The organism is Mesorhizobium sp., assembly GCF_024509055.1.
In the GTDB taxonomy this organism is placed as follows: domain Bacteria; phylum Pseudomonadota; class Alphaproteobacteria; order Rhizobiales; family Rhizobiaceae; genus Mesorhizobium.
Map to the genome: position 1 here is coordinate 1 of NZ_JANINM010000398.1, position 20,434 is coordinate 20,434.

Below are 20,434 nucleotides of genomic sequence, written 5' to 3' on the forward strand. Positions count from 1 at the left end.
CAGAATGACGAAGTTATGATGCGGCATCCGGCACAACAACTGCGGAACGCCGCACAAGCCAAAAACCTCTTCCGGCTATGTTCGCGAGAACAGGAGGCCTTCCATGAGCATCGTCGTTTTTGACCCGGACAGCACCGAGGACGTGGACTTCAAGGACCGTATGCGCCACCCGGCGGCGGCCGATCCGGCCGGCGGCATGTGGCTGTCCGATACCGAGCCGTCCTTCATCGACGCGGATGCATTGCGCAAGGGCCGGCTTGCCAAGCTGCGCGGCTGGATGTGCGAGGCGGGCTATGGCGGCGTCGTGCTGTTCGACCCTTACAACCAGCGCTACGCCACCGGCTCGCGCAACATGTTCGGCTATTTCCTGCGCAACTCGACCCGCTACTTCTTCATCCCGACAGAAGGGCCGATCGTGCTGTTCGAATATCCGCAGAGCTACCATGTCTCCATGGTGCTCGACACGATCGACGAGGCGCGGCCTTCCAAGCTGGTCTGGTCGTCGGTTTCGGGCCGCGACGACGAGACGGCCGGGCCGTTCGCCGACGAGATCGCCGAGCTCTTGAAGAAACATGGCGGCGGCTCGATGAAGCTCGGTCTCGACCGCTGCAGCCATCTGCAGGCGCTGGCGCTAGAGAAGCGCGGCTGCGAGGTCCGGGACTGCCAGGGCGAAATCCTTGCCGTGCGTGCGGTGAAGACGCCCGAGGAAGTGAAATGCCTGCTGGCCTCTATGGCCGGTGCCGAGGCGGCGGTCGCCGCCGTTCGTGAGGCCATCAAGCCCGGCGTTTCGGAAAACGAGCTGTTCGCCATCATGTATGGCGAGGTGATCCGCCAGGGCGGCGAATTCATCGAGACCCGGCTGCTCACCTCCGGACAGCGCACGAATCCCTGGTTCAACGAGGCCAGCGGCCGCAAGATCAGGCCCGGCGAACTTTTGGCGCTCGATACCGACACGATCGGCTGCTACGGCTATTATTCGGACTTCTCGCGCACTTTCCGTTGCGGCCCGGGCAAGCCGACGCCCTACCAGAAGTCGCTTTACCGCATGGCGCGTGACCAGGTGCAGCACAACATCGGCATCGTGAAGCCCGGCATGGCTTTCCGGGAAATTGCCGAGAAGGCGTGGAAGATACCGGACCGCTTCGTCGATCAGCGCTATACCTCGGTCATGCACGGCGTCGGCATGCATGGCGAGACACCGTTCATCGCGCACGCGATGGATTACGAGACCTACGGCCGTGACGGCATCATCGTGCCAGGCATGGTGGTGAGCGTGGAAAGTTATATAGGCGAGAAAGGCGGTCGCGAGGGCGTCAAGCTGGAAGACGAGATCCTGATCACCGAGACCGGCACCGAGTTGCTCTCGCGCTTCCCTTATGAGGATGATTTTTTGGAGCCGCAGGTTTGAATTCGATAACCACCGGCATCTCCGAGGTTGGCCGAAGCATTTGTGACGTCGTCATCCTAGGGCGAAGCAAGGAGCGAAGCGACGCGGCGCAGACCCTAGGATCCATGCCGTTCCGTATCGGCTACGCCACGGTGCAGAACTCTGCTAGGCGGCACTCTTCGACCAAGGTAACGGCATGGATTCCAGGGTCTTCGCGACGCCGCTTCGCCCTGGAATGACGAAGGCTAAGAATGAAAGCTCCCATCTCCATCCGGCGCGGCACGGTGGCCGCGGTATTCGTCGATCTCCAGGAGGAGCATCGCAAGGACAAGCGCTATCTGGTCGAGGGTTTCGCCGACATCCTCGCCAACGTGCAACGGCTGCAGGAGGCAGCACGGCGCAACTTCGTGCCGCTCTACCACTGGGCCTATATCGTCGACCTCGCCGAGGCGCGGCCGTTCCATCCGCTGGACGCGAGCGGCAAGTCGGCTTTCTCCGACAAGGATGACCCGCTGACTGCGATCTGCCATGAGGTGGCGCCGAAGGATGGCGAGGCGATGCTGGTCAAGCAGGAAGCCAGCGCCTTCGGCAAAAACAATTTTGCCGACAGGCTGAAGGCCGCAGGCATCGAATGGCTGGTGATTGCCGGCGTGTGGACCGAGGCCTGCATCGACGCCACAGTGAAGGACGCGGTGGCGCGCGGCTTTCGCGTTCTGCTGGTCAAGGATGCCTGCGGCAGCGCAAGCGCCGCCATGCACCAGACAGGCATCCTCAACCTCGCCAACCGTCTCTATGGCGGCGCAGTCACCAACACGCTCGACGCCTGCCGGCTGATGGCCGGCGACACGGTGAATGTCTGGCAGGTGGAAGGTTCCGTGCCGCTGCGCTTCACCTTCGAGAACGCAGCCCGGCTTTACGCCGGGCTCTGACAATGGCCAACACCGGATCCGACCCAACCGGGCGCGGCAAATATGCCGACCGGCTCGATCCGGAACTCTGGGACTATATCGACAAGGTCAACAGCTGGTACCCGCCGGAGATCGCAGCTGCCCCCATTGCGGAGCAGCGCTCGGTCTACAACCGTATGTGCGTGGCGTTTCACCAGGGCCGTCCTGACGGGGTGACCACGAGCGATGGGCTCGTCGCCACGGCCGCTCATGGCATCCCGGTGCGGCGCTACCGCGTGGCAAACGGGATCGCGGCGGCGATCGTCGTCTACTATCACGGCGGCGGCTTCGTGCTCGGCGACCTCGACAGCCACGACGACATCTGCGCCGAAATCTGTGCCGGCACAGGCCTCGAGGTGATTTCGACCGACTACAGGCTGGCGCCGGAACATCCGCATCCCGCCTCCTTCTACGATGCGCTCGCTGTATTCGAATGGGTGGCCGCGACGAGCGCGCTGCCGATCGTGCTCTGCGGCGAAAGCGCCGGCGGCAACCTCGCCGCCGCGGTGGCGCAGGCGAAGCGCCACCATCCGCGGCCTGCGGTCGGCCAGATGCTGATTTATCCCGGGCTTGGCGGCGACGAGGCCGGGCGATCCTATTTGGAGCACGCCGAAGCGCCGCTGCTCACACTCGCCGATATAGACTTCTACCGCCGCATTCGTTCGGCGCCGGGCCAACCACCCGAGGACCCAACTTTCTCACCGCTCAAGGACCGCGATTTCTCCGGCCTGCCTCCGACAGTGATTGTCACCGCCGAGTGCGATCCGCTGTCGTCCGATGGCGAGGCCTATCGCGACCGGATCGTTGCCGCTGGCGGGCGGGCGGCGTGGCGAGAAGAGCCGCGCCTGGTGCACAGCTTCCTGCGTGCGCGCCCGACGGTGCCGCGCGCGGCGGAGGCGTTTGAGCGGATTATCGCGGATATTGCCAGGCTGGCGCCGGCGATTGAGCGCTAATCTCCCCCCACGAGGTCCCCACGAGGGGGGAGATTGGCTGCGTCCACCTCGTGCGGAACAGTGCACAAGAACTGCGGAAAATCAAACATTTCGCTGCGGCAAGCAGACCTATCATCCCCTCGCAGGCAACGGCGCCCTGGCGGTCGCATCCGCCCCCGCACCCAGCGATCTCGGGCGCCCAACAAGAGGGAACGACGATGAAATTCATGTTGACCGACAGAAAACTGCACCCGCAAGCCAAGCCGACTGCCGACGATTTCAAGAGCGGCGCGATCAGCCGGCGTGAATATCTGGCGCTCATGGCTGGCTTCGGCGTCAGCGCCGCCGGCGCGCTTGCCTTGGGCGGGCTCGCCCCCTCACCCGCACGCGCCGAGGAACCGAAGCGCGGCGGTGTGCTGCGCGTCGCGATGAACGTCAAGGGGTTCAAGGACCCGCGCACCTTCGACGGCGTCGAGATGTCGAACGTTGCCCGTCATTGCAATGAATATCTGGTGCGCTGGAACACCGACTTCTCCTTCGAGCCGTGGCTGCTCGAAAGCTGGGAAACCAGCGACGATGCCAAGACCATCACGCTTCACGTGCGCAAGGGCATTACATGGTCGAACGGCGACGCCTTCAATGCCGACGACGTGATCCACAACCTCAACCGCTGGTGCGATGCCTCGGTCGCCGGCAATTCGGTTGCCGCGCGCATGGGCGCGCTGGTCAATGCCGACACCAAGAAGCCGGTCGACGGTGGCATCCAGAAAGTCGACGACCACACGATCAAGCTCAACCTGCCCAAGCCCGACATCTCGCTGATCGCCGGCATGGCCGACTATCCGGCGCTGATCATGCACCGCTCCTATGAGGGCGATGCCGATCCGAAGAAGGCGCTGGCAATCACCACCGGCCCCTGCGAGCTGATGAGCTGGGATGCCGAGACCGGCGCGGAGGTGAAGCGCAAGGACAAATGGTGGAAGGGCGAGTTCTATCTCGACGGCATCAAGTGGATCGACTACGGCTCCGACCCCAACGCCATGCTGTCGGCCTTCGAATCCGGCGAGATCGACACCGACCACGAGACAGCGTCGGATGCCGTTTCCCAGACCGAGAAGATGGGACTGCAGAATTCCGAGATCGCCACCGGCTCGACCATCGTCGCCCGCTTCAATGTCGGCAACGCCCCTTACGGCGACGTCAAGGTGCGCCGCGCCGCTCAGCTCGCTGTCGACAATTCGGCGGTGCTGAAGCTCGGCCTGGATGGACGTGGCAAGCCCGCCGACAACCACCATGTGGGCCCAATGCATCCTGAATTCGCCGATATCGGCCCCGCCAAGCGCGATGCCGAGCAGGCGAAGAAGCTGCTGTCCGAAGCCGGCAAGGCCGACCATGAATATGAGCTGATCTCGGTCGACGTCGAATGGCAGAAAAGCACTGCGGATGCCATCGCCGCCCAGATCCGCGAGGCCGGCCTGAAGATCAAGCGCACCGTGCTGCCGGCGGCGACCTTCTGGAACGACTGGAGCAAGTTCCCCTACTCCTGCACGGAATGGCTCGGGCGCCCGCTCGGCGTCCAGGTGTTGGCGCTCGCCTACAAATCGGGGGCGGCCTGGAACGAAAGCGCCTATTCGGACAAGGAGTTCGACGAACTTCTCGACAAGGCGCTGGCAACACCGGACGCGGCGGCGCGCAAGCCGATCATGGCCAAGATCGAGAAGAACCTGCGCGACTCGGGCATCATCATCCAGCCCTACTGGCGCTCGGTTTACCGCACCTACCGCAAGGGCGTGCATGGCTGCGTGCAACACCAGGCGCTCGAGCAGCACTTCGAGACAGTCTGGCTGGAGAGCTGATTCCTCCCGGGTGGCGACCCATGCCGGCGCGGTTCAATGGGCTGCGCCGGCAAAATTGCCGCGAATCCGGCAATGGTCCGCGTCAGTTGCTCTCGAAGGCTTGACCGCTTTCGTCCGGCGCATGGCCAACCGACATGCGCTCTATTATCGTCGTCGGCAGGACAATCCTTTCCGACGGCCGGTCGTCACCCTTCAAGCGGCGTATCAGCAACTCGGCCACCGATTTTCCCAGCGCATAGACAGGCTGGTCGATGACGGTGATCGGCGGCGTCGTCACGCCTGTCCAGTCGGCATCGTGAAACGTGATGAGCGAAATATCCCGCGGGATGTTGAGGCCGCATTGCCTGATCGCCTTGAACAGATCCAGCGCCACCACGCTGTCCGAAGCCAGGATTGCCGTCGGCCGGTCGCGGCTCTGGAGCAGCGCGTGCATTGCTGCATGGGCGCCCTCCGACCGCCCACTGCCAAAATGGATGTTGCGCTCGGGCGCTTCTATGCCGGCTTCGCGGCAAGCCGCGAGAAAGCCCAGGATACGTTCCCGTACGGTAGAGGTGTTGATGTGCGACTCGGCGCCGCGAAAATCGCCCGACAACAGCGCGGCCGTGACATAAGCGATCCTGCGATGGCCGGCTCGCGTCAGGATGCGCGTGGCGTTCAGGGCGGCATCGCGGTCATCGACGGTGACGGTATCGACATCGAGTTCCGGCAGCGCGCGATCGAGCAAGGCCAGAGGACAGGTCGAGCGCGCAATCTCCTCGAGATGCGCAATTTCCCCGGACTGGGCAGGCGTCACGATCAGCCCGTCGACCTGCTTCGCCATCAGAACGCGGATGGCGTTCTTCTCGGCTTCGACCTCTTCACCCGAATTGACCAGGATGACGTTGATGCCCGACAGGCGCGCCGCGTCGCTGATGCCACGCACCGCGAGCGCGAAGAACGGGTTCTCGATGTCGCCGACGACCACGCCGATACTGCCCGAGCGCCCTGTCGTCATGCTGCGCGCCAATTCGTTCGGCCGGTAATCGAGCGCCTTCGCCGCTTCCAGCACGGCGTCGCGGACCTCCTGGCTCACCCGGCCATAGCCGCCCAGCACGCGCGCCGCGGTAGCCTTCGAAACCTTCGCCTCCCGGGCGACGTCGCTGACGGTGATGGAAGGTGCCTTGGGCGGACGTTTCATTGTGGAAAAATCGCTCTGCAATTTCGTTGACGGATGCTCTTTCTTATGACTACAAATGTCAAGAGACCGGTCTCATCGCAATTTGAGACCGGTCTCACAAACAAAAAGAACGCTCGGAGGCGTCGCAACCGTTTCGGAAAATTGGTTCGTGTCCGCCTGCCGGCGTCAGCCACACCGCGGACCGATCTTCAGAGTGGAGAACACCATGGACATCAGAGGTCTTTTCACCGCGGGCCGTCGCCGACGCATCGGCTCAGTCTTCTTCGCAATCGCGCTTGCCGCGCTCTCCCTGCCCAAGGCATGGGCGGCGGACAATCCCTACAATCTCATCGACCCCAAGACGATCAGCGTCGGCACGATGGGCGACGCCAAGCCGTATGCTTTCACCACCGCCGACGGCAAGTTCACCGGTTTCGATCTCGAATTCTTCCTCAATGTGGTCGGCCGCATGGGCTTCAAGCCGGAACAGGTGACCTTCACCGGCCAGGAATTCTCGGCGCTGATGCCTTCGGTCGCCAATCAGCGCTTCGATGTGGCGGTCGCGGCCATCGGCACGACGGAGAAGCGCAAGCAGACGGTCGATTTCTCCGACGGCTATCTCGCCGGATATCTGTCGGTGCTGACGTCCGACCCGAAGATCACCTCGGCTGAAGGCCTCGCCGGCAAGCGGCTCGGCGTCGTCCAGGGCACGCTGCAGGAAATCTACGCGACCAAGAATTTCAAGAACACCGACCTGGTGAAATTCCCCGACAACAACTCCGCCATCGCAGCGCTCAACAACGGCACGATCGACGGTCATTTCCTCGACTATGAGGCCGCAAAACAATATGGCGAACGCTATCCGGGCCTGAAGATCGCCGTCAACATCCCGTCGTTCGACGCCCCGGCCGGCTTCGTCGTGCGCAAGGGCAATGACGCGTTCCGCGAGGCGCTCAACAAGGGCATCCACGAGGCCATGCAGGACGGCACCTGGCGCGACCTCTACCAGAAGTGGTTCCCCGGATCGCCCATGCCCGACCAATACCTCCCCAAGAAGAACTGAAACCGCGCTTGGCCGCCGGCGCGAATGCCGGCGGCCCTATTTTCAGGCATGTCATGAACGATCGCGCGAGCGGCGGTTGCGCCGCCTCGCAAGGCAGGTTGGCGGATGGACTGGCTCGCAAATCTTCAACGCAGCTTCTTTGACTGGGACGCAATGGCGTCGGTGCTGCCGTCGCTGTTGACGGTCGGCCTGAAGAACACACTCATCCTAGCCGCCGCCTCCACCGTGCTCGGCATCCTGATCGGGATGGTCCTTGCGGTGATGGGCATCTCCCGCTCGGCGTGGCTGCGGATCCCGGCACGCGTCTACACCGACATTTTTCGCGGCCTGCCCGCTATCCTCACCATCCTCTTGATCGGCCAGGGCTTTGCCCGCATCGGGCGAGAGATCTTTGGTCCCTCCCCCTACCCGCTCGGCATCCTGGCACTCAGCCTGATCGCCGGCGCCTATATCGGCGAGATCTTCCGCTCCGGCATCCAGAGCGTTGAAAGCGGCCAGATGGAAGCGTGCCGCGCACTGAGCATGAGCTACGGCCAGGGCATGCGGCTAATCGTGGTCCCGCAGGGCGTGCGCCGCGTGCTTCCCGCGCTGGTCAACCAGTTCATTGGCAACGTCAAGGATTCCAGCCTCGTCTACTTTCTCGGCCTGCTTGCTTCCGAACGTGAGATATTCCGCATCGGCCAGGACCAGGCTGTGGTCACCGGCAATCTGTCGCCGCTGCTTCTGGCGGGCGTGTTCTATCTCATCATCACCGTGCCACTGACCCATGTGGTCAACACCATCGATTACCGCCTGCGCCTCGGTAGGCAGAAGGCCGGCGGCGTGGTCAGCGGCCTCGTCGAGGTCGGCGAACTGAAGGACTCGGTCGGCAGGACGGCGACGGAACCATCCATCAAGGCCGGCAGTCTCGAGGTGCGGGACCTCGACATGGCCTATGGCGAGTTGCAGGTACTCAAGCAGATCCGGCTGAAGGTGGAACCGGGCACGGTCACCTGCATAATCGGCCCGTCCGGCTCAGGAAAGTCGACGCTGCTGCGCTGCCTCAACCGCCTTGTCGAACCGAGAGCCGGCGATGTGCTGCTCGACGGCGAAAGCATTCTTGCCATGCGGCCGGAGAAGCTGCGCAGGCGGGTCGGCATGGTTTTCCAGCACTTCAATCTGTTCCCGAACCATACCGCGATCGAGAACGTCAAGCTGGCGCTGACCAAGATCAAAGGCATGGCCGAGAGCAAGGCAAGGCGCCTGGCCGAAGCGCGCCTCACCGAAGTCGGCCTTGCCGCGCGCGCGGACTACAGGCCGAGCCGCCTTTCGGGTGGCCAGCAGCAACGCGTGGCGATCGCACGCGCGCTCGCCATGGATCCCGAAGTCATCCTGTTCGACGAGGTGACCAGCGCGCTCGATCCCGAACTCGTCAAGGGTGTTCTCAACCTGATGGCCGATCTCGGCCGGCGCGGCATGACCATGATTGTCGTCACCCACGAGATGGGCTTTGCCCGCAAGGTGGCCGACCAGGTCGCCTTCATGGACGAAGGTCGCATCGTCGAGGTCGGCTCTCCAGCCGAGGTCTTCGACAGGCCGAAGAGCCCCCGGCTCAAGCAATTCCTGGCGGAGGTGCTCTGAGCGGCCCCGCCCCATCGGCCGCGCGGGCTCAGCGCACGCGCCACAACCCAACTCCTTCTGACAATCGAAAGCTGCGTTCATGACTGATAAATCCGCACCCAAGGTCGTCGTCATCGGCGGCGGCATCTTCGGCGTCTCGACCGCCGTCCATCTTGCCCGGCTCGGCGCGAACACGACCATCGTCAATGATGGCCCGGTCGCGAACGGCGCATCGTCGCGCTCGCTCGCCTGGCTCAACTCGGCGCGAAAGCGCTCGGCGGCGTACCACGCGCTGCGCATTCAAGGCATCGAGCGCTACAAGGCATTGGCAGCGGCGCAGGATTGCGGTCGATGGCTGCGCTTCGACGGCGGTCTCACCTGGGACGCCGACGACGCCACCAACCAGATAGCGGAAATCTTCCGCCACGAGCAGTCGATCGGCTACCGGACACAGCTGCTCGGGCCCCGCGACATCGCCGCCGTCACGCCTGGCGTCGACGCGAGCGCGGTGTCTCCCCAGGGCGCGATCTTCAATGCCGGCGAAGGCTGGGTCGACCTGCCTTCGCTCATCGACCTGCTTCTGAAGGAGTTTCGAGAACGCGGCGGGCGGGTCGTGACCGACGCCGACGCCGCCGAGGTCATCCTCGCCAACGGTCGCGCCAGCGCTGTGAGGACCGCCTCCGGTCAAATCTTCGATGCCGACGCCGTGGTTGTGGCCACTGGTCCGGCGGTGCCTGGCATGGCAGCGAAGGTCGGCAAGCGCATCGGCGATGGAACGACGCGAGCGCTGCTCGTGTTCAGCAAGCCGATCCAGCACCCGCTGCGCGCCGTGCTGAACACCCCGCGTGTCGCTATCCGGCCAACACCGAACGGCGCCTTCGCGCTCGACTCCGCCTGGTCCGAGGAAGAAGTGATCGTCCACGACGACGGCAGCTACGAAGCGAAGCCGTCGACGATCAAGCGGCTGCTGCAAGAGGCCTCGAACGTGTTGGAGGCCAATCCGGCGCTCGAACTCGAAAGCCACCACATGGGGCCGAAGCCGATTCCAGCGGATGGCGAGCCGGTCGTCGGCCAATTGACCGGCATTCCCGGCTACCACGTGGTGTTCAGCCACAGCGGCGCGACGCTTGGCCTGGTGATGGGCGAATTGCTGGCGGGCGAGATCGTCAGCGGGAAGCCGAGTGCGTTGCTCGAGCCGTTTCGGCCTACCCGTTTCGATAACTGACCACCGGCTGAAAGCTGTTTGCCAAGCTAGGGCATTTCAGCACAGATTGCACCGCGCCGGCTCTTCACGCCGGTGCGGAATGCGAGAAGCAGTCAGGCATGGATCATTTCGACCTCGGCACCTACCGCCGCCCTATTTCCACATCCTCGGCCGAAACGCAGCGCTGGTTCGATATCGGACTGAACTGGTGCTACGGCTTCAATCATGAGGAAGGCATCAAATGCTTCGAGAAGGCGCTGGAGACCGACCCAGCTTGCGCCTTCGTGCATTGGGGCATCGCCTATGCGGCCGGGCCCTTCTACAACCTGACCTGGAAGGAGCACGGCAAGGACGAGGCGAACCGCGCGGCCAAACGCTGCTTCGAGCATGTGCAAATGGCGCGCGCCGGCGCGGCGACTGCAAGCACCGTCGAACGGCGGCTGATCGAGGCGCTGGCGGTCCGCTTCCAGCAGCCGCATGGAGTAAGCGCCGCAGATTTCGAAAAATGGGACGACGCCTACGCCGCGGCGATGCGGCAGGTTTATCGCGAGTTTCCCGACGACCATGACGTGATGGCGCTGGCGGTCGAGGCGCTAATGATGCGAACGGTGAGGCGCTTGTGGAACCTCAAGACCGGCGAGCCGGCGCCGAATTCGGACGTGCTGGAAGCGCTGAATATCTGCGAGCGCTCGATCCGGATCTCGGACGAAGCGGGCGAAACACCGCATCCGGCGATCCTGCATCTCCACATCCATCTGCTCGAAATGTCGACCCAGCCGGAGCGCGGCATTCGCTCGGCGGAGCGGCTCGGCACCATGTGCCCCGATGCCGGCCACATGAACCATATGCCTGGTCATATCCATGTGCTTTGCGGCGAATACGAAAAGGCCAGGATCGCCAGCGAGAAGGCGGTGCGGGCCAACGACCTCTACCTCGCCTATGCCGGCGAGCCGACCTACTACCTGCTCGGCTGCTGCCACGACCTGCATCTGATGATGTTCACTTGCATGTTCCTTGGCCAGTACCGCCCGGCGCTGTGGGCGGCCGACAAGGTGCGCAGCCTGGTGACACGCGATGTCGTAAGCATCCCCGACCGGCCGAAGCTGACGCAGACCGTCGAGGGTTATCACGCGATGCGGTCGCATGTTCAGGTGCGCTTCGGCCGCTGGCGCGAGATCGTCGACGAGCCGATCGTAGCCGAGCCGGAACTCTATGTTTTGACCACAGCCATGCAGCATTACGCCAAGGGCGTGGCGCATGCGACGCTGCTCGAATTCGCCGATGCGGAACGTCAGCGCGAGCTATTTAGCCGGCAAATCGAGGCGATTTCGCCGGAGCGTCGATTCCTCAGCAACCCGACGCGCGCGTCGCTGGCAGTCGGCGCGGCACTGCTCGACGGCGAGCTCGCCTATCACCAGGGACGGCACGACGAAGCCTACAAGTACCTGCGCCGCGCCGTCGAACTCGACGACAACCTCTCATACACCGAGCCGTGGGCGTGGATGCACCCGCCGCGCCATGCGCTGGCCGCACTGCTGCTCGACCAGGGCCATGCGACGGAAGCCGAGCAGGTCTACCGCGACGATCTGGGCTTGAGCAGCGCGGTGCAGCGTTGCGCCCAACATCCCGATAATGTCTGGGCGTTACATGGATTGGCGGAATGCCTGAAGCGGCGCGGCGAGAAAGATGAATTGCCGGGGCTGCAGGCGAAGCTTGCGATAGCGATTGCCAAGGCAGACGTGCCGATCACGTCGTCATGCCTGTGCAGGACGAGCGTGGAAGCGGGCGATTGCTGCTGTGATTGAATCGGGTAGACGCACATCGGGACATACGGCGCGTCTTAGGAGAAGATTTTCGCCAGTTCATCGACGCTGGTGCCTTCCTTGGTCCGGCGCAATTCAGCATAGCTGACCGCGTTGGCGACAGACGAGAAGACCAGGATGGCCGCCCTGACCGTCGCATCCGCCAGCAGCCCGAATGTCACGTTCAAGGGGATGGCGACGTGGTTGATTACCAGACCCGTCATTACATTCGCGGCAATGAGCATCAGCCAGAGCCCGAGCAGCGCCCAGCGACTTCCGCTGGTCAGGTCTCGACTGCGCGACATGCTGTCGAGAATCCCCCGTCTTTCCTGGATAAGGACCGGCATCGCGACCGCCCAACGAACCGTTAGGAGGATACCCGGCACGATCAGCAGAACCATACCGATTGCGATGCCAGCCGTCGCCAGCAACGAGAGGCCGAGAATCGGAAACAACAGTGCCAGTGCGAAGCCGAAGCAATCCGAGAAGTCGGGCTTTTCACCACGCAAGTCCACAATAGTGGCACGGATGAGAGACGTCTGAAGAACTACCGTGAGAACCAGATAGAGCGGCACGGCTAGGATGGACACGAGCGGATGCTGAATAACAAACGCCTGAAACGAATGCTGGCCCGCGCCGCTCTTCACATACCAAAGCCATGCCGCAAATCTCGGCAGAGCGTGGAATGCAGCCCCCAAGCCAAGACACAGCGGCAAGTTGCGCCCGATGATAGCGAAGCTTTCGTTGAATACGCGACCGATGCGAAACCGCTCACCTGTGTTTAGCGCCACAGACGCCATGATCGTGTCCCCTTTCCCGTCGTGCCATCGCTACGAGAAGATTTCCGCCAATCCCTCGACGCTGGTGCCTTCCTTGACCTGACGCAACTCGACATAGGTAACCGCGATCGCCACCGAAACCACCGTAGAAAAGATCGTCGATACCAGGCTGCTTCCAATGGCGCCGACTGCAACGCCGGTGGCGGAGATACCGCCGGTGGAGGCGACCACAAGCCCGAACAGCAGAGAGAAACCTCCCTGGATGACAACCGCTATGACGCCAATGATCAGAAACAGCCCGAAAATCGACCAGCGACTGCCCTTGGTGAGGGCTCGGCTGCGCGATATGGAGCCGAACACACCGTCCCGCTCCTGAACCACGACAGGTATCGCGACCGAGATGCTAAGCACCCAGATAGCTGCGGCGATCAGTATCGCAAGTCCGATGAGCCATCCGATGAATGGTATGAGCGACGCGATCATAACCATGACGAAGCCGGCCAATACCATGGCGAGAAAGACCACGACGCCTATACCAAGCGCGGGCAAGAAACTGCGCAGTGCTACCTGTACGCAGTCGCCGACCGCCGGGCGCTTGCCGTTCAAATCCTCGACCGTCGCACGCACCAGCGCCGCTTGGGCGAGAAAGGCCAGCATGAAAATCACCAGCGCGGCAATCAGCGAGATAATCCCGTAGCTGGCCATGGCCGAACGTTCCATTGCGGCAACGCCCCCCGCCGGCAGGCCGGCGAGCCGGCTGAAATTCCAATAGTTGTAGACCAATGCGGGCAGCGTCGAAAAAAGCCCTACGATGCCGGCGAGCGGGCCGAAGCTGCGGCCGATAACCGAAAATGTATTGCCGAATACACGGCCGATGCGGAATCTTTCCCGGCGGTCGCTCGCGATCGCTGCCATACTACATCTCCCCCTGCTTATTGATATATGAAGTCAAAAAGTAGAATTCCCCCGATATTGATACTTGGCGCCGGGCAAGCTTGCAATTGCCTTGCCGTGCCGAGCCGGAAGAGCAAAAAGTCAGATCCAGCTGCTCTCAGTCATGGGCGCCATAGCTCTCTATAAGCGGCTCAAGGAGTGCGAAGATTACTCTCGGCAGGCCAAAGAGGATGACGCCTAGCCAGAAGCAAGAACCCGCGTTGCGGCCGATGAGTGCAAAGCTTTCGCTCAGAACCCTCGCAATCCGGAACTTCTCCGGATTCGACGCTGCGACCCATGACGAAGCCGCCGTCTCCGATTCAGCAATTTCACGCAGACTTAGCGGCACGCGAAAGCACCCCCGCGGAAAATCGACCTGACGTCTACGAGAATATCCGCGCCAGTTCGTCGATGCTGGCGCCTTCCTTGGCCTGGCGCAGTTCTACATAGCTGACCGCAGTGGCAATCGACAGCACCATCGACACCACCGTCTGCACCAGCGCGGCTCCGGCCACGGCGACTATGCCGCCGAAAAACACGAGCAGCAGCAACATGCCCCACTGAATGACCCACGCGACAATCAGCAGGATGAGGAACAGGCCGAACAAGGACCAGCGGCTGCCCTTCGTCAGGGCCCGGCTGCGCGACATCGAACCGAACACGCCCTGGCGCTCCTGGATCAGGACCGGTACCGACATCGACCAGCCCAGCCAAAGGATGATGCCCGGCACAAACAGGGCAATCGCGGCAAGGCCGGCGCCAAGCGCGACAAGCAGGCCGATCGCAAGCGTCGGCAATATGAACCGGACCGCGATCTGTATGCAGTCCCCGAAGGAAGGCTGCTTGCCATTGAGATCCTCGATGGTTGCCCGCACCAGCGCCGACTGCAGCAACAGCGCGCAGATGAATGAGAGCAAGCTGGCGACGATTGTGACATAGGAATTGCGAAGCGCGGCACTTGGGTCGACCATCGTGCCCGGATCGTGGTGGAGCATCGCATCGATCTGCGGCTGGGTCCAAAGCCTGATGATCAGTGCAGGCAAGCCTGAAAACAACAGTGCGAGGCCGACGCAAAGTCCGATGTTGCGTCCAATCACGCCGAAAGTGCTGTTGAACACCCTGCCGATCTCGAACCGGCCGGGTCGTCCCAGTGTCGCAGTGGTCATGATGTTTTTCCCCGAGTCACAGCTGCTTCCCATTGCTGGACTTCAAAGTAAATTTGCCAAGATTGCAGCGCCGCGTCCAGTGCACTTGCAATTGTCATGGCGTATTGCCAGTGTCGACATCGAACCGCAGGTTGCAGGGGGAGCGAGCGGGTGACAGTCGCACAGCCGGGCACATCCGACGCCGAATGGCTGGCGAAGATGCACAAGCAGCTTGTGGCGGACGATTCGATCCAGTTCGACCTGCCCAGCATCGTGCGGCCGGAGCCGCCGGAATGGCTCAAGCCGCTGCTGGAGGCCCTGGCGAAGATCGGCCCCTACATGATCTACCTGTTCTGGGGCGCGGTGATCGTCGGCGTCGCCATCATCGCGCTTCTGCTCGTCCTCGAAGCGAAGGGCGTGGCCTGGCGCCTGCCATGGCGGCGTATGCGCAAGGAAGCCGAGGAGAAGGAAGAATGGCGTCCGGACGCAGGCGCGGCGCAGATCCTGCTTTCCGAGGCCGACGCGCTCGCCGCGCGCGGCGAATATGACGAGGCGGTGCATCTGCTGCTTCGCCGCAGCGTGGCCGACATCGCCACCCGCCTGCCCGATTTCCTGCGCCCGTCGCTGACCGCGCGCGACATCGCCGCCGCCGGTTCGATCCCGACCCGACCGCGCACTGCTTTCAGCGAGATCGCGCGCATCGTCGAGGCCGCTCTGTTTGCGCGCCGTCCGGTCGGAGCCGAGGGCTGGCAACAAGCGCGCGGCGCCTATGAGCGCTTTGCCTTCCGGGATGCCTGGGCATGAGCGCGGGGGCCGCCGATGCGACGCAGGAACCGTTCAGCCGCAGGACACTGTTCTGGGGCATCTTCGCCAGCCTGCTCGCCGCGGCTGGGTTCTTTCTGCTGTCGACCTATGCGCCCGATTTCCGCCAGCCGACGGGCGCAACGCCACTTTCCAAGGGCGGCACCGGCTATGCCGGGCTGGTCGAATGGCTGAAGATCACCAATGAACAGGCGCCGCCCATGGTGCGCAGCGAGAAGGCCTTGGTGTCCGGCCCGGCATCCTCCTTCCTGCTGATCGTCACCATCGCGCCGGATAGCGACCCGGCGGCGCTCGAGCGCATCGTCAAGCTCCGCTCAGGCAAGGACACGCTGTTCGTGCTGCCCAAATGGGTCACGTTCCCGCAGCCGGATCATGAAGGCTGGGAGATGAAGCTCGAGCGGCTGCCGAATACGGTGGTCAATGACTGGCTCGGCCGTCTCGCCAAGGCGAAGCTCGGCGAAGGCAAGCCGACGGTCGATCAGATCGAGGTGGGAGGCCGCAAGATCGCCGTCCCCGACGAGTTGCAATGGGTAGCCGACGAACATCCGCTGATCGCGGCCGGCGACGGCAAAGCCGTTCTCACGGAACTCGACGACGAGCCTTTCTATATCCTCACCGACCCCGATCTCATCAACAACGCGGCGTTGAGGGATCCGCAAAAGGCGGCCGCCGCGCTCGACTTGATCGCCATGCTCGAACCCGCCAAGGGCGCGGTGATGTTCGACCTGACCGTGGACGGCATCGGCCGGAACTACGATCTCGCCAAGCTTCTGGTCGAGCCGCCGTTCCTGGCGTTGACGCTGTCGGTCCTGGCGGCGGCGGCCCTCGCCTTCCTGCACGGGCTCGGCCGGTTCGGCCCGCCACGCGCGGAAGGCCGCGCCATCGCCTTCGGCAAGCGGGCGCTGGTCGACACCACCGCCATGCTGCTCAAGCGCGCGGGACGACTGCAAGGGCTCGGCGACCGCTACGCGGCGCTGATGCGACAACGCGCCGGCGCGCTGCTCGGCGCGCCGCAGGGACTGCAAGGCGAGCCGCTCGACCGCTGGCTCGATTCACGCGACAAGGGTGAAGCGCACAGCTTTACCGCCCGGTTCAAGGCAGTGAACGATTCCAACAATTTGGCCGCAATGCATCAAGCAGCGCAAGAGCTGCATGACTGGACGGCAAGGAGGCTTGGTGAACGTCGATGAAGTAAAATCCCTGGCGAGCGCGATCAGGCTGGAGGTGGCGAAAGCGATCACCGGGCAGCGCGACACGGTCGACCTGATGCTGACGGCGCTGTTCGCCGGCGGGCATATCCTGCTGGAGGGCCCGCCCGGCACCGCCAAGACCATGACCGCGCGCTGCTTCGCCCAGGCGCTGGGCGTCGCCTATGGGCGCATCCAGTTCACGCCCGACCTGATGCCGGGGGATATCGTCGGCTCAAACATCTACAACTTCCAGACCGGGAAGTTCACGCTGACGCGCGGCCCGATCTTCTGCGACCTGCTGCTTGCCGATGAGATCAACCGCACGCCGCCGAAGACGCAGGCCGCGCTTCTGGAAGCCATGCAGGAACATGCCGTCACCTTCGACGGCACCACGCATCCGCTCGGCAACAATTTCATGGTGGTGGCGACGCAGAACCCGATCGAGCACCAGGGTGTCTATCCCCTGCCCGAGGCGCAGCTCGACCGCTTCCTGTTCAAGCACCGGGTGAGCTATCCCGACCTCAAGGAAGAACGCGCCATCATCGTCCATCACGGCGGCGGCTCGGCCTCGCACGACATCGAGCAGTATGGCATCGAGGCGCAGACCGACCGCGCCACGCTCGAAGCGGCGCTGGCCACGGTGGGCGACGTGACGCTGGTCGACGACGTCGTCGGCTATATCGCCGCGCTTGTGCGCGGCACGCGTGAAAGCCCGGACCTCGAGGTCGGCGCCAGCCCGCGCGCGGGCGCGATGCTGGCAAGGGCCGCGCGGGCAAGGGCAGCGCTCGACGGCCGCAATTACGTGATCCCGGACGACGTCAAGGCGTTGGCCGTGCCGGCCCTGCGCCACCGCGTCATCCTCTCGCCGGCGGCGCAGATCGACGGGCGTCTGGTGGAGCAGATCGTCTCAGACCTCGTCGACCAGACGGAAGCGCCGCGTTGATCTATCCGAGCGGCAGAGCAGTGTGGGCAGCGGCTGCGGGGGCGATCCCTGCCTTCCTGATCGCGCTCGCGCTGCCGCATGTCTGGTATCTCGGCCTGCTGTGGATCTGCGTTCTGCTCGCCTTCCTGGCGGTCGATGCTGCCGCGGGACGCGGGCGCGCCTCGCTCAGCGCTACGCTGAGCGCGCCGCCGCAGGTCGGCGTCGGCGGGCGATTCACGCTCCACGTCGCGGCCAGCCTCGGCGCGCGGCCGCGACGGTTGCAGGCGCGCGTCGGCCATGACCAGAGATTGGCGCCGGTCAACGGCACGGGCGGGGCACTGGGCGGGAACGGCACGCTCGACCTCGAATTCGACGCGATCCGGCGCGGCATCGCCGGTTTCGACCGGCTGTGGCTGCGCTGGCAGGGACCGTTCGGACTGGTCTGGAACCAGGTGGTGCTGCCGATGGACCGCAAGGTGGCGGTGCTGCCCGACGTCAGCAGCGCGCGCGACGAGGCGATCACGCTTCTGCAACGCTCCGCCCTTGCCGACGGCCATGCGCAACGGCGCGCCGGCCAGGGCCGCGAATTCGAGGCGCTGAAGGATTACCAGCCGGGCATGGGCCGGCGCATGATCGACTGGAAACGCAGCGCCCGCCACGGCAAGCTCTTGGCGCGCGAATTCCGCATTGAGGAAAACAACAACATCGTCTTGGCCATCGACAGTGGACGGCTCATGTGCGAGCCGGTCGACGGTGTGCCGAAGGTCGACCGCGCCGTGACGGCGGCACTCCTGTCAGCCTTCATCGCGTTGAAGGGCGGCGACCTCGTCAGCCTGTTCTCCTTCGACGCCAGGCCACGGGTCTCCAGCGGCGCGGTGCGCGGCTCGCCAAGCTTCACCATGCTGCAGAAGCGCGCGGCCGAGATCGACTATTCCACCGAGGAGACGAATTTCACCCTGGCGCTGACGACGCTTGCGGCCAGGCTCGACCGACGCTCGCTGGTCATCGTCTTCACCGATTTCGTCGATCCGATCAGCGCCGAGCTGATGCTGCGCACCGTCGGCCGGCTGACCGAGCGGCATCTGGTGCTGTTCATGCTGATGAAGGATGTCGAGCTTGAGACGCTGGCCGACATGGCGCCCGCCGCGCCCGAGGATGTCGCCCGCTCGGTGACCGCCGGCGACCTGCTCAGGCAGCGGCAAGTGGTGATCGGCCGTCTACGACTGCTCGGTGCGCATGTCATCGAGGCCGACCATCAGCGGCTCGGCCCGGCGCTGGTCGAGCGCTATATCCAGCTCAAGGAGGAGAACCTCTTATGACGCTGTCCGCCGGTGCCGATGCCGTCCGCCAGTCGCTGGCAAGCTTCCGCCAGGAGCGCGAGGGGGACTGGAAGGCGTTCGAGGCGCTGCTCGCCCGCGTCGAGAAGCGGGCGCCGCGCGCGCTGTCGGAAGACGAGTTGCTGTCTCTTCCACTCCTCTACCGCTCGGCGCTGTCCTCGCTTTCGGTGGCGCGCGCCACCTCGCTCGACAGCGCGCTGATCGCCTATCTCGAAGCGCTCTGCCTGCGCGGCTATTTCTACCTCTACGGCGCGCGAAGATCCTTGCGGACACGCATCGGCGACTTCTTCCTGCGCGACTGGCCAGCGGCGATCCGCGATTTGTGGCGTGAGGTATGGGTGTCGGTCTTGCTCACGGTGGTCGGCGCCATCGCCGGCTACTGGCTGGTCGCCTCCGACAAGCGCTGGTACGACGCCATCATCGCGCCGAGCCTCGCCGGCGGGCGCAATCCGGATTCCTCGGCGGAAATGCTGCGCAGCGTGCTCTATGGCGGCGGCGACCATTTCCTCTCGGGCTTCGCCGCCTATCTGTTCACCCACAACACGCAGGTGGCGATCCTGGCCTTCGCGCTGGGCTTCGCCTTCGCGGTGCCGAGCGTGCTGCTCATCCTGATGAATGGCTGCATGCTGGGCGCGATATTCCAGATCTACGCCGCCAAGGGACTGGGCTTCGAACTCGGCGGCTGGCTGTCGATCCACGGCACGACGGAGTTGTTTGCCATCGCGATCGCGGCCGCCGCCGGCATGCGCATCGGCACCAGCATCGCCTTTCCCGGCGAACTGACGCGCATGGCCGCCGCGGCAAAGGCAGGACGAACGGCGGCGACCGCCATGGTCGGCGTCGCGGTGATGCTCTTGTTCGCCGGCCTGCTCGAAGGCATCGGCCGCCAGACCATAACCAGCGACCTCGTCCGCTATTCGGTCGGCGGCGGCATGCTGGCGTTCTGGATCTGCTATTTCTACCTGTTCCGGATGGTGCGGCATGGCAACGGCTAGAAACCCCGCCGCGCTCATCCGTCCGCTCGTCACGCCCGAGGGCGTGGACCTGCGCGTGAAACTGGCGGATGCCGGGACGCGCGCTTCAGGGTTCCTGCTCGACGTGGTGATCATCGTCGTCGCGGCGATCGTGATCAGCCTCGTCGCGATCTTCGGCCTGGGCGGGCTTGGTGTGAAGGACGCCGAGCCGCTGTTCATCGTCTGGATCATCTTCATCTTCCTGCTGCGCAACGTCTACTTCATCGCCTTCGAGGCAGGACGCCGCGCCGCGACGCCGGGTAAGCGGATGGTCGGGGTGCGCGTTGCATCACGCAGCGGCGCCGGCCTCACCATCGACCAGGTCATCGCGCGCAACCTGATGCGCG

18 protein-coding genes are annotated in these 20,434 nt (G+C 64.1%); 14 read left to right on the plus strand and 4 right to left on the minus strand.

Going from position 1 to position 20,434, the window contains the following annotated elements; genetic code table 11:
* Positions 1 to 103 precede the first annotated feature (103 nt).
* From Q0L57_RS20700 to Q0L57_RS20715, 4 genes are all read left to right on the plus strand, one after another.
* Positions 104 to 1,408 (plus strand): Xaa-Pro peptidase family protein, encoded by a 1,305-nt coding sequence (locus tag Q0L57_RS20700; protein WP_296744896.1) that lies wholly within the window; start codon positions 104 to 106, stop codon positions 1,406 to 1,408.
* A gap of 230 nt (positions 1,409 to 1,638) precedes the next feature.
* Positions 1,639 to 2,316: an isochorismatase family protein gene (locus Q0L57_RS20705; RefSeq protein ID WP_296744897.1), complete on the plus strand. Its 678-nt coding sequence runs from the start codon at positions 1,639 to 1,641 to the stop codon at positions 2,314 to 2,316.
* A 2-nt stretch (positions 2,317 to 2,318) separates the two neighbouring features.
* Positions 2,319 to 3,287: an alpha/beta hydrolase gene (locus tag Q0L57_RS20710; protein ID WP_296744898.1), complete on the plus strand. Its 969-nt coding sequence runs from the start codon at positions 2,319 to 2,321 to the stop codon at positions 3,285 to 3,287.
* Between the two features lie 197 nt (positions 3,288 to 3,484).
* Complete coding sequence (locus Q0L57_RS20715; protein ID WP_296744899.1) at positions 3,485 to 5,122, plus strand: ABC transporter substrate-binding protein; 1,638 nt, start codon at positions 3,485 to 3,487, stop codon at positions 5,120 to 5,122.
* Positions 5,123 to 5,204: 82 nt separating this feature from the next.
* On the opposite strand, the gene Q0L57_RS20720 is transcribed toward Q0L57_RS20715, so the two are convergent.
* A complete protein-coding gene (locus Q0L57_RS20720) occupies positions 5,205 to 6,299 on the minus strand; it encodes a LacI family DNA-binding transcriptional regulator (RefSeq protein ID WP_296744900.1) in 1,095 nt (364 codons plus the stop codon).
* A 205-nt stretch (positions 6,300 to 6,504) separates the two neighbouring features.
* Between Q0L57_RS20720 and Q0L57_RS20725 the strand changes: the two genes are divergently transcribed.
* The 4 genes from Q0L57_RS20725 (at position 6,505) to Q0L57_RS20740 (ending at position 11,949) form a co-directional block, all read left to right on the plus strand.
* The gene (locus tag Q0L57_RS20725) at positions 6,505 to 7,341 is read left to right on the plus strand and encodes an ABC transporter substrate-binding protein (protein ID WP_296744901.1); all 837 of its coding nucleotides are present in this window, start codon (positions 6,505 to 6,507) and stop codon (positions 7,339 to 7,341) included.
* 105 nt (positions 7,342 to 7,446) lie between these two features.
* Entirely contained in the window at positions 7,447 to 8,961 is a 1,515-nt protein-coding gene (locus tag Q0L57_RS20730) for an amino acid ABC transporter permease/ATP-binding protein (RefSeq protein ID WP_296744902.1), read from the plus strand.
* A gap of 79 nt (positions 8,962 to 9,040) precedes the next feature.
* The gene (locus tag Q0L57_RS20735; RefSeq protein WP_296744903.1) at positions 9,041 to 10,165 is read left to right on the plus strand and encodes an FAD-binding oxidoreductase; all 1,125 of its coding nucleotides are present in this window, start codon (positions 9,041 to 9,043) and stop codon (positions 10,163 to 10,165) included.
* A gap of 98 nt (positions 10,166 to 10,263) precedes the next feature.
* Complete coding sequence (locus Q0L57_RS20740) at positions 10,264 to 11,949, plus strand: tetratricopeptide repeat protein (protein ID WP_296744904.1); 1,686 nt, start codon at positions 10,264 to 10,266, stop codon at positions 11,947 to 11,949.
* 35 nt (positions 11,950 to 11,984) lie between these two features.
* On the opposite strand, the gene Q0L57_RS20745 is transcribed toward Q0L57_RS20740, so the two are convergent.
* From Q0L57_RS20745 to Q0L57_RS20755, 3 genes are all read right to left on the minus strand, one after another.
* Positions 11,985 to 12,746, minus strand: coding sequence for a hypothetical protein (locus tag Q0L57_RS20745; protein WP_296744905.1), 762 nt, complete (start codon positions 12,744 to 12,746; stop codon positions 11,985 to 11,987).
* A gap of 30 nt (positions 12,747 to 12,776) precedes the next feature.
* The gene (locus Q0L57_RS20750; protein WP_296744906.1) at positions 12,777 to 13,640 is read right to left on the minus strand and encodes a hypothetical protein; all 864 of its coding nucleotides are present in this window, start codon (positions 13,638 to 13,640) and stop codon (positions 12,777 to 12,779) included.
* Positions 13,641 to 14,041: 401 nt separating this feature from the next.
* Positions 14,042 to 14,824: a hypothetical protein gene (locus Q0L57_RS20755; RefSeq protein ID WP_296744907.1), complete on the minus strand. Its 783-nt coding sequence runs from the start codon at positions 14,822 to 14,824 to the stop codon at positions 14,042 to 14,044.
* A 150-nt stretch (positions 14,825 to 14,974) separates the two neighbouring features.
* Here Q0L57_RS20755 and Q0L57_RS20760 point away from each other — a divergent pair, with 150 nt between their 5' ends.
* The 6 genes from Q0L57_RS20760 to Q0L57_RS20785 all read left to right on the plus strand — a co-directional run.
* Positions 14,975 to 15,607 (plus strand): DUF4129 domain-containing protein, encoded by a 633-nt coding sequence (locus tag Q0L57_RS20760; RefSeq protein ID WP_296744908.1) that lies wholly within the window; start codon positions 14,975 to 14,977, stop codon positions 15,605 to 15,607.
* Complete coding sequence (locus Q0L57_RS20765) at positions 15,604 to 16,815, plus strand: DUF4350 domain-containing protein (RefSeq protein ID WP_296744909.1); 1,212 nt, start codon at positions 15,604 to 15,606, stop codon at positions 16,813 to 16,815. Before Q0L57_RS20760 ends, Q0L57_RS20765 begins: the two co-directional genes overlap by 4 nt.
* Entirely contained in the window at positions 16,802 to 17,758 is a 957-nt protein-coding gene (locus Q0L57_RS20770) for a MoxR family ATPase (RefSeq protein WP_296744910.1), read from the plus strand. The genes Q0L57_RS20765 and Q0L57_RS20770 overlap by 14 nt, the downstream gene beginning before the upstream one ends.
* Positions 17,755 to 19,056 (plus strand): DUF58 domain-containing protein, encoded by a 1,302-nt coding sequence (locus tag Q0L57_RS20775; protein WP_296744911.1) that lies wholly within the window; start codon positions 17,755 to 17,757, stop codon positions 19,054 to 19,056. Before Q0L57_RS20770 ends, Q0L57_RS20775 begins: the two co-directional genes overlap by 4 nt.
* A complete protein-coding gene (locus Q0L57_RS20780; protein WP_296744912.1) occupies positions 19,053 to 20,069 on the plus strand; it encodes a stage II sporulation protein M in 1,017 nt (338 codons plus the stop codon). Before Q0L57_RS20775 ends, Q0L57_RS20780 begins: the two co-directional genes overlap by 4 nt.
* A partial coding sequence (locus Q0L57_RS20785; RefSeq protein ID WP_296744913.1) for an RDD family protein occupies positions 20,056 to 20,434 on the plus strand: 379 nt, incomplete at its 3' end. The genes Q0L57_RS20780 and Q0L57_RS20785, both read left to right, overlap by 14 nt.

Bases quoted from the DNA above. Each gene is read 5' to 3' on its own strand.
- Q0L57_RS20735 (WP_296744903.1), top strand. From the start codon at position 9,041: ATGACTGATAAATCCGCACCCAAGGTCGTCGTCATCGGCGGCGGCATC.
- Q0L57_RS20730 (WP_296744902.1), top strand. From the start codon at position 7,447: ATGGACTGGCTCGCAAATCTTCAACGCAGCTTCTTTGACTGGGACGCA.
- Q0L57_RS20705 (WP_296744897.1), top strand. From the start codon at position 1,639: ATGAAAGCTCCCATCTCCATCCGGCGCGGCACGGTGGCCGCGGTATTC.
- Q0L57_RS20715 (WP_296744899.1), top strand. From the start codon at position 3,485: ATGAAATTCATGTTGACCGACAGAAAACTGCACCCGCAAGCCAAGCCG.
- Q0L57_RS20720 (WP_296744900.1), bottom strand. From the start codon at position 6,299: ATGAAACGTCCGCCCAAGGCACCTTCCATCACCGTCAGCGACGTCGCC.
- Q0L57_RS20750 (WP_296744906.1), bottom strand. From the start codon at position 13,640: ATGGCAGCGATCGCGAGCGACCGCCGGGAAAGATTCCGCATCGGCCGT.
- Q0L57_RS20740 (WP_296744904.1), top strand. From the start codon at position 10,264: ATGGATCATTTCGACCTCGGCACCTACCGCCGCCCTATTTCCACATCC.
- Q0L57_RS20725 (WP_296744901.1), top strand. From the start codon at position 6,505: ATGGACATCAGAGGTCTTTTCACCGCGGGCCGTCGCCGACGCATCGGC.
- Q0L57_RS20765 (WP_296744909.1), top strand. From the start codon at position 15,604: ATGAGCGCGGGGGCCGCCGATGCGACGCAGGAACCGTTCAGCCGCAGG.
- Q0L57_RS20780 (WP_296744912.1), top strand. From the start codon at position 19,053: ATGACGCTGTCCGCCGGTGCCGATGCCGTCCGCCAGTCGCTGGCAAGC.
- Q0L57_RS20700 (WP_296744896.1), top strand. From the start codon at position 104: ATGAGCATCGTCGTTTTTGACCCGGACAGCACCGAGGACGTGGACTTC.
- Q0L57_RS20710 (WP_296744898.1), top strand. From the start codon at position 2,319: ATGGCCAACACCGGATCCGACCCAACCGGGCGCGGCAAATATGCCGAC.
- Q0L57_RS20755 (WP_296744907.1), bottom strand. From the start codon at position 14,824: ATGACCACTGCGACACTGGGACGACCCGGCCGGTTCGAGATCGGCAGG.
- Q0L57_RS20745 (WP_296744905.1), bottom strand. From the start codon at position 12,746: ATGGCGTCTGTGGCGCTAAACACAGGTGAGCGGTTTCGCATCGGTCGC.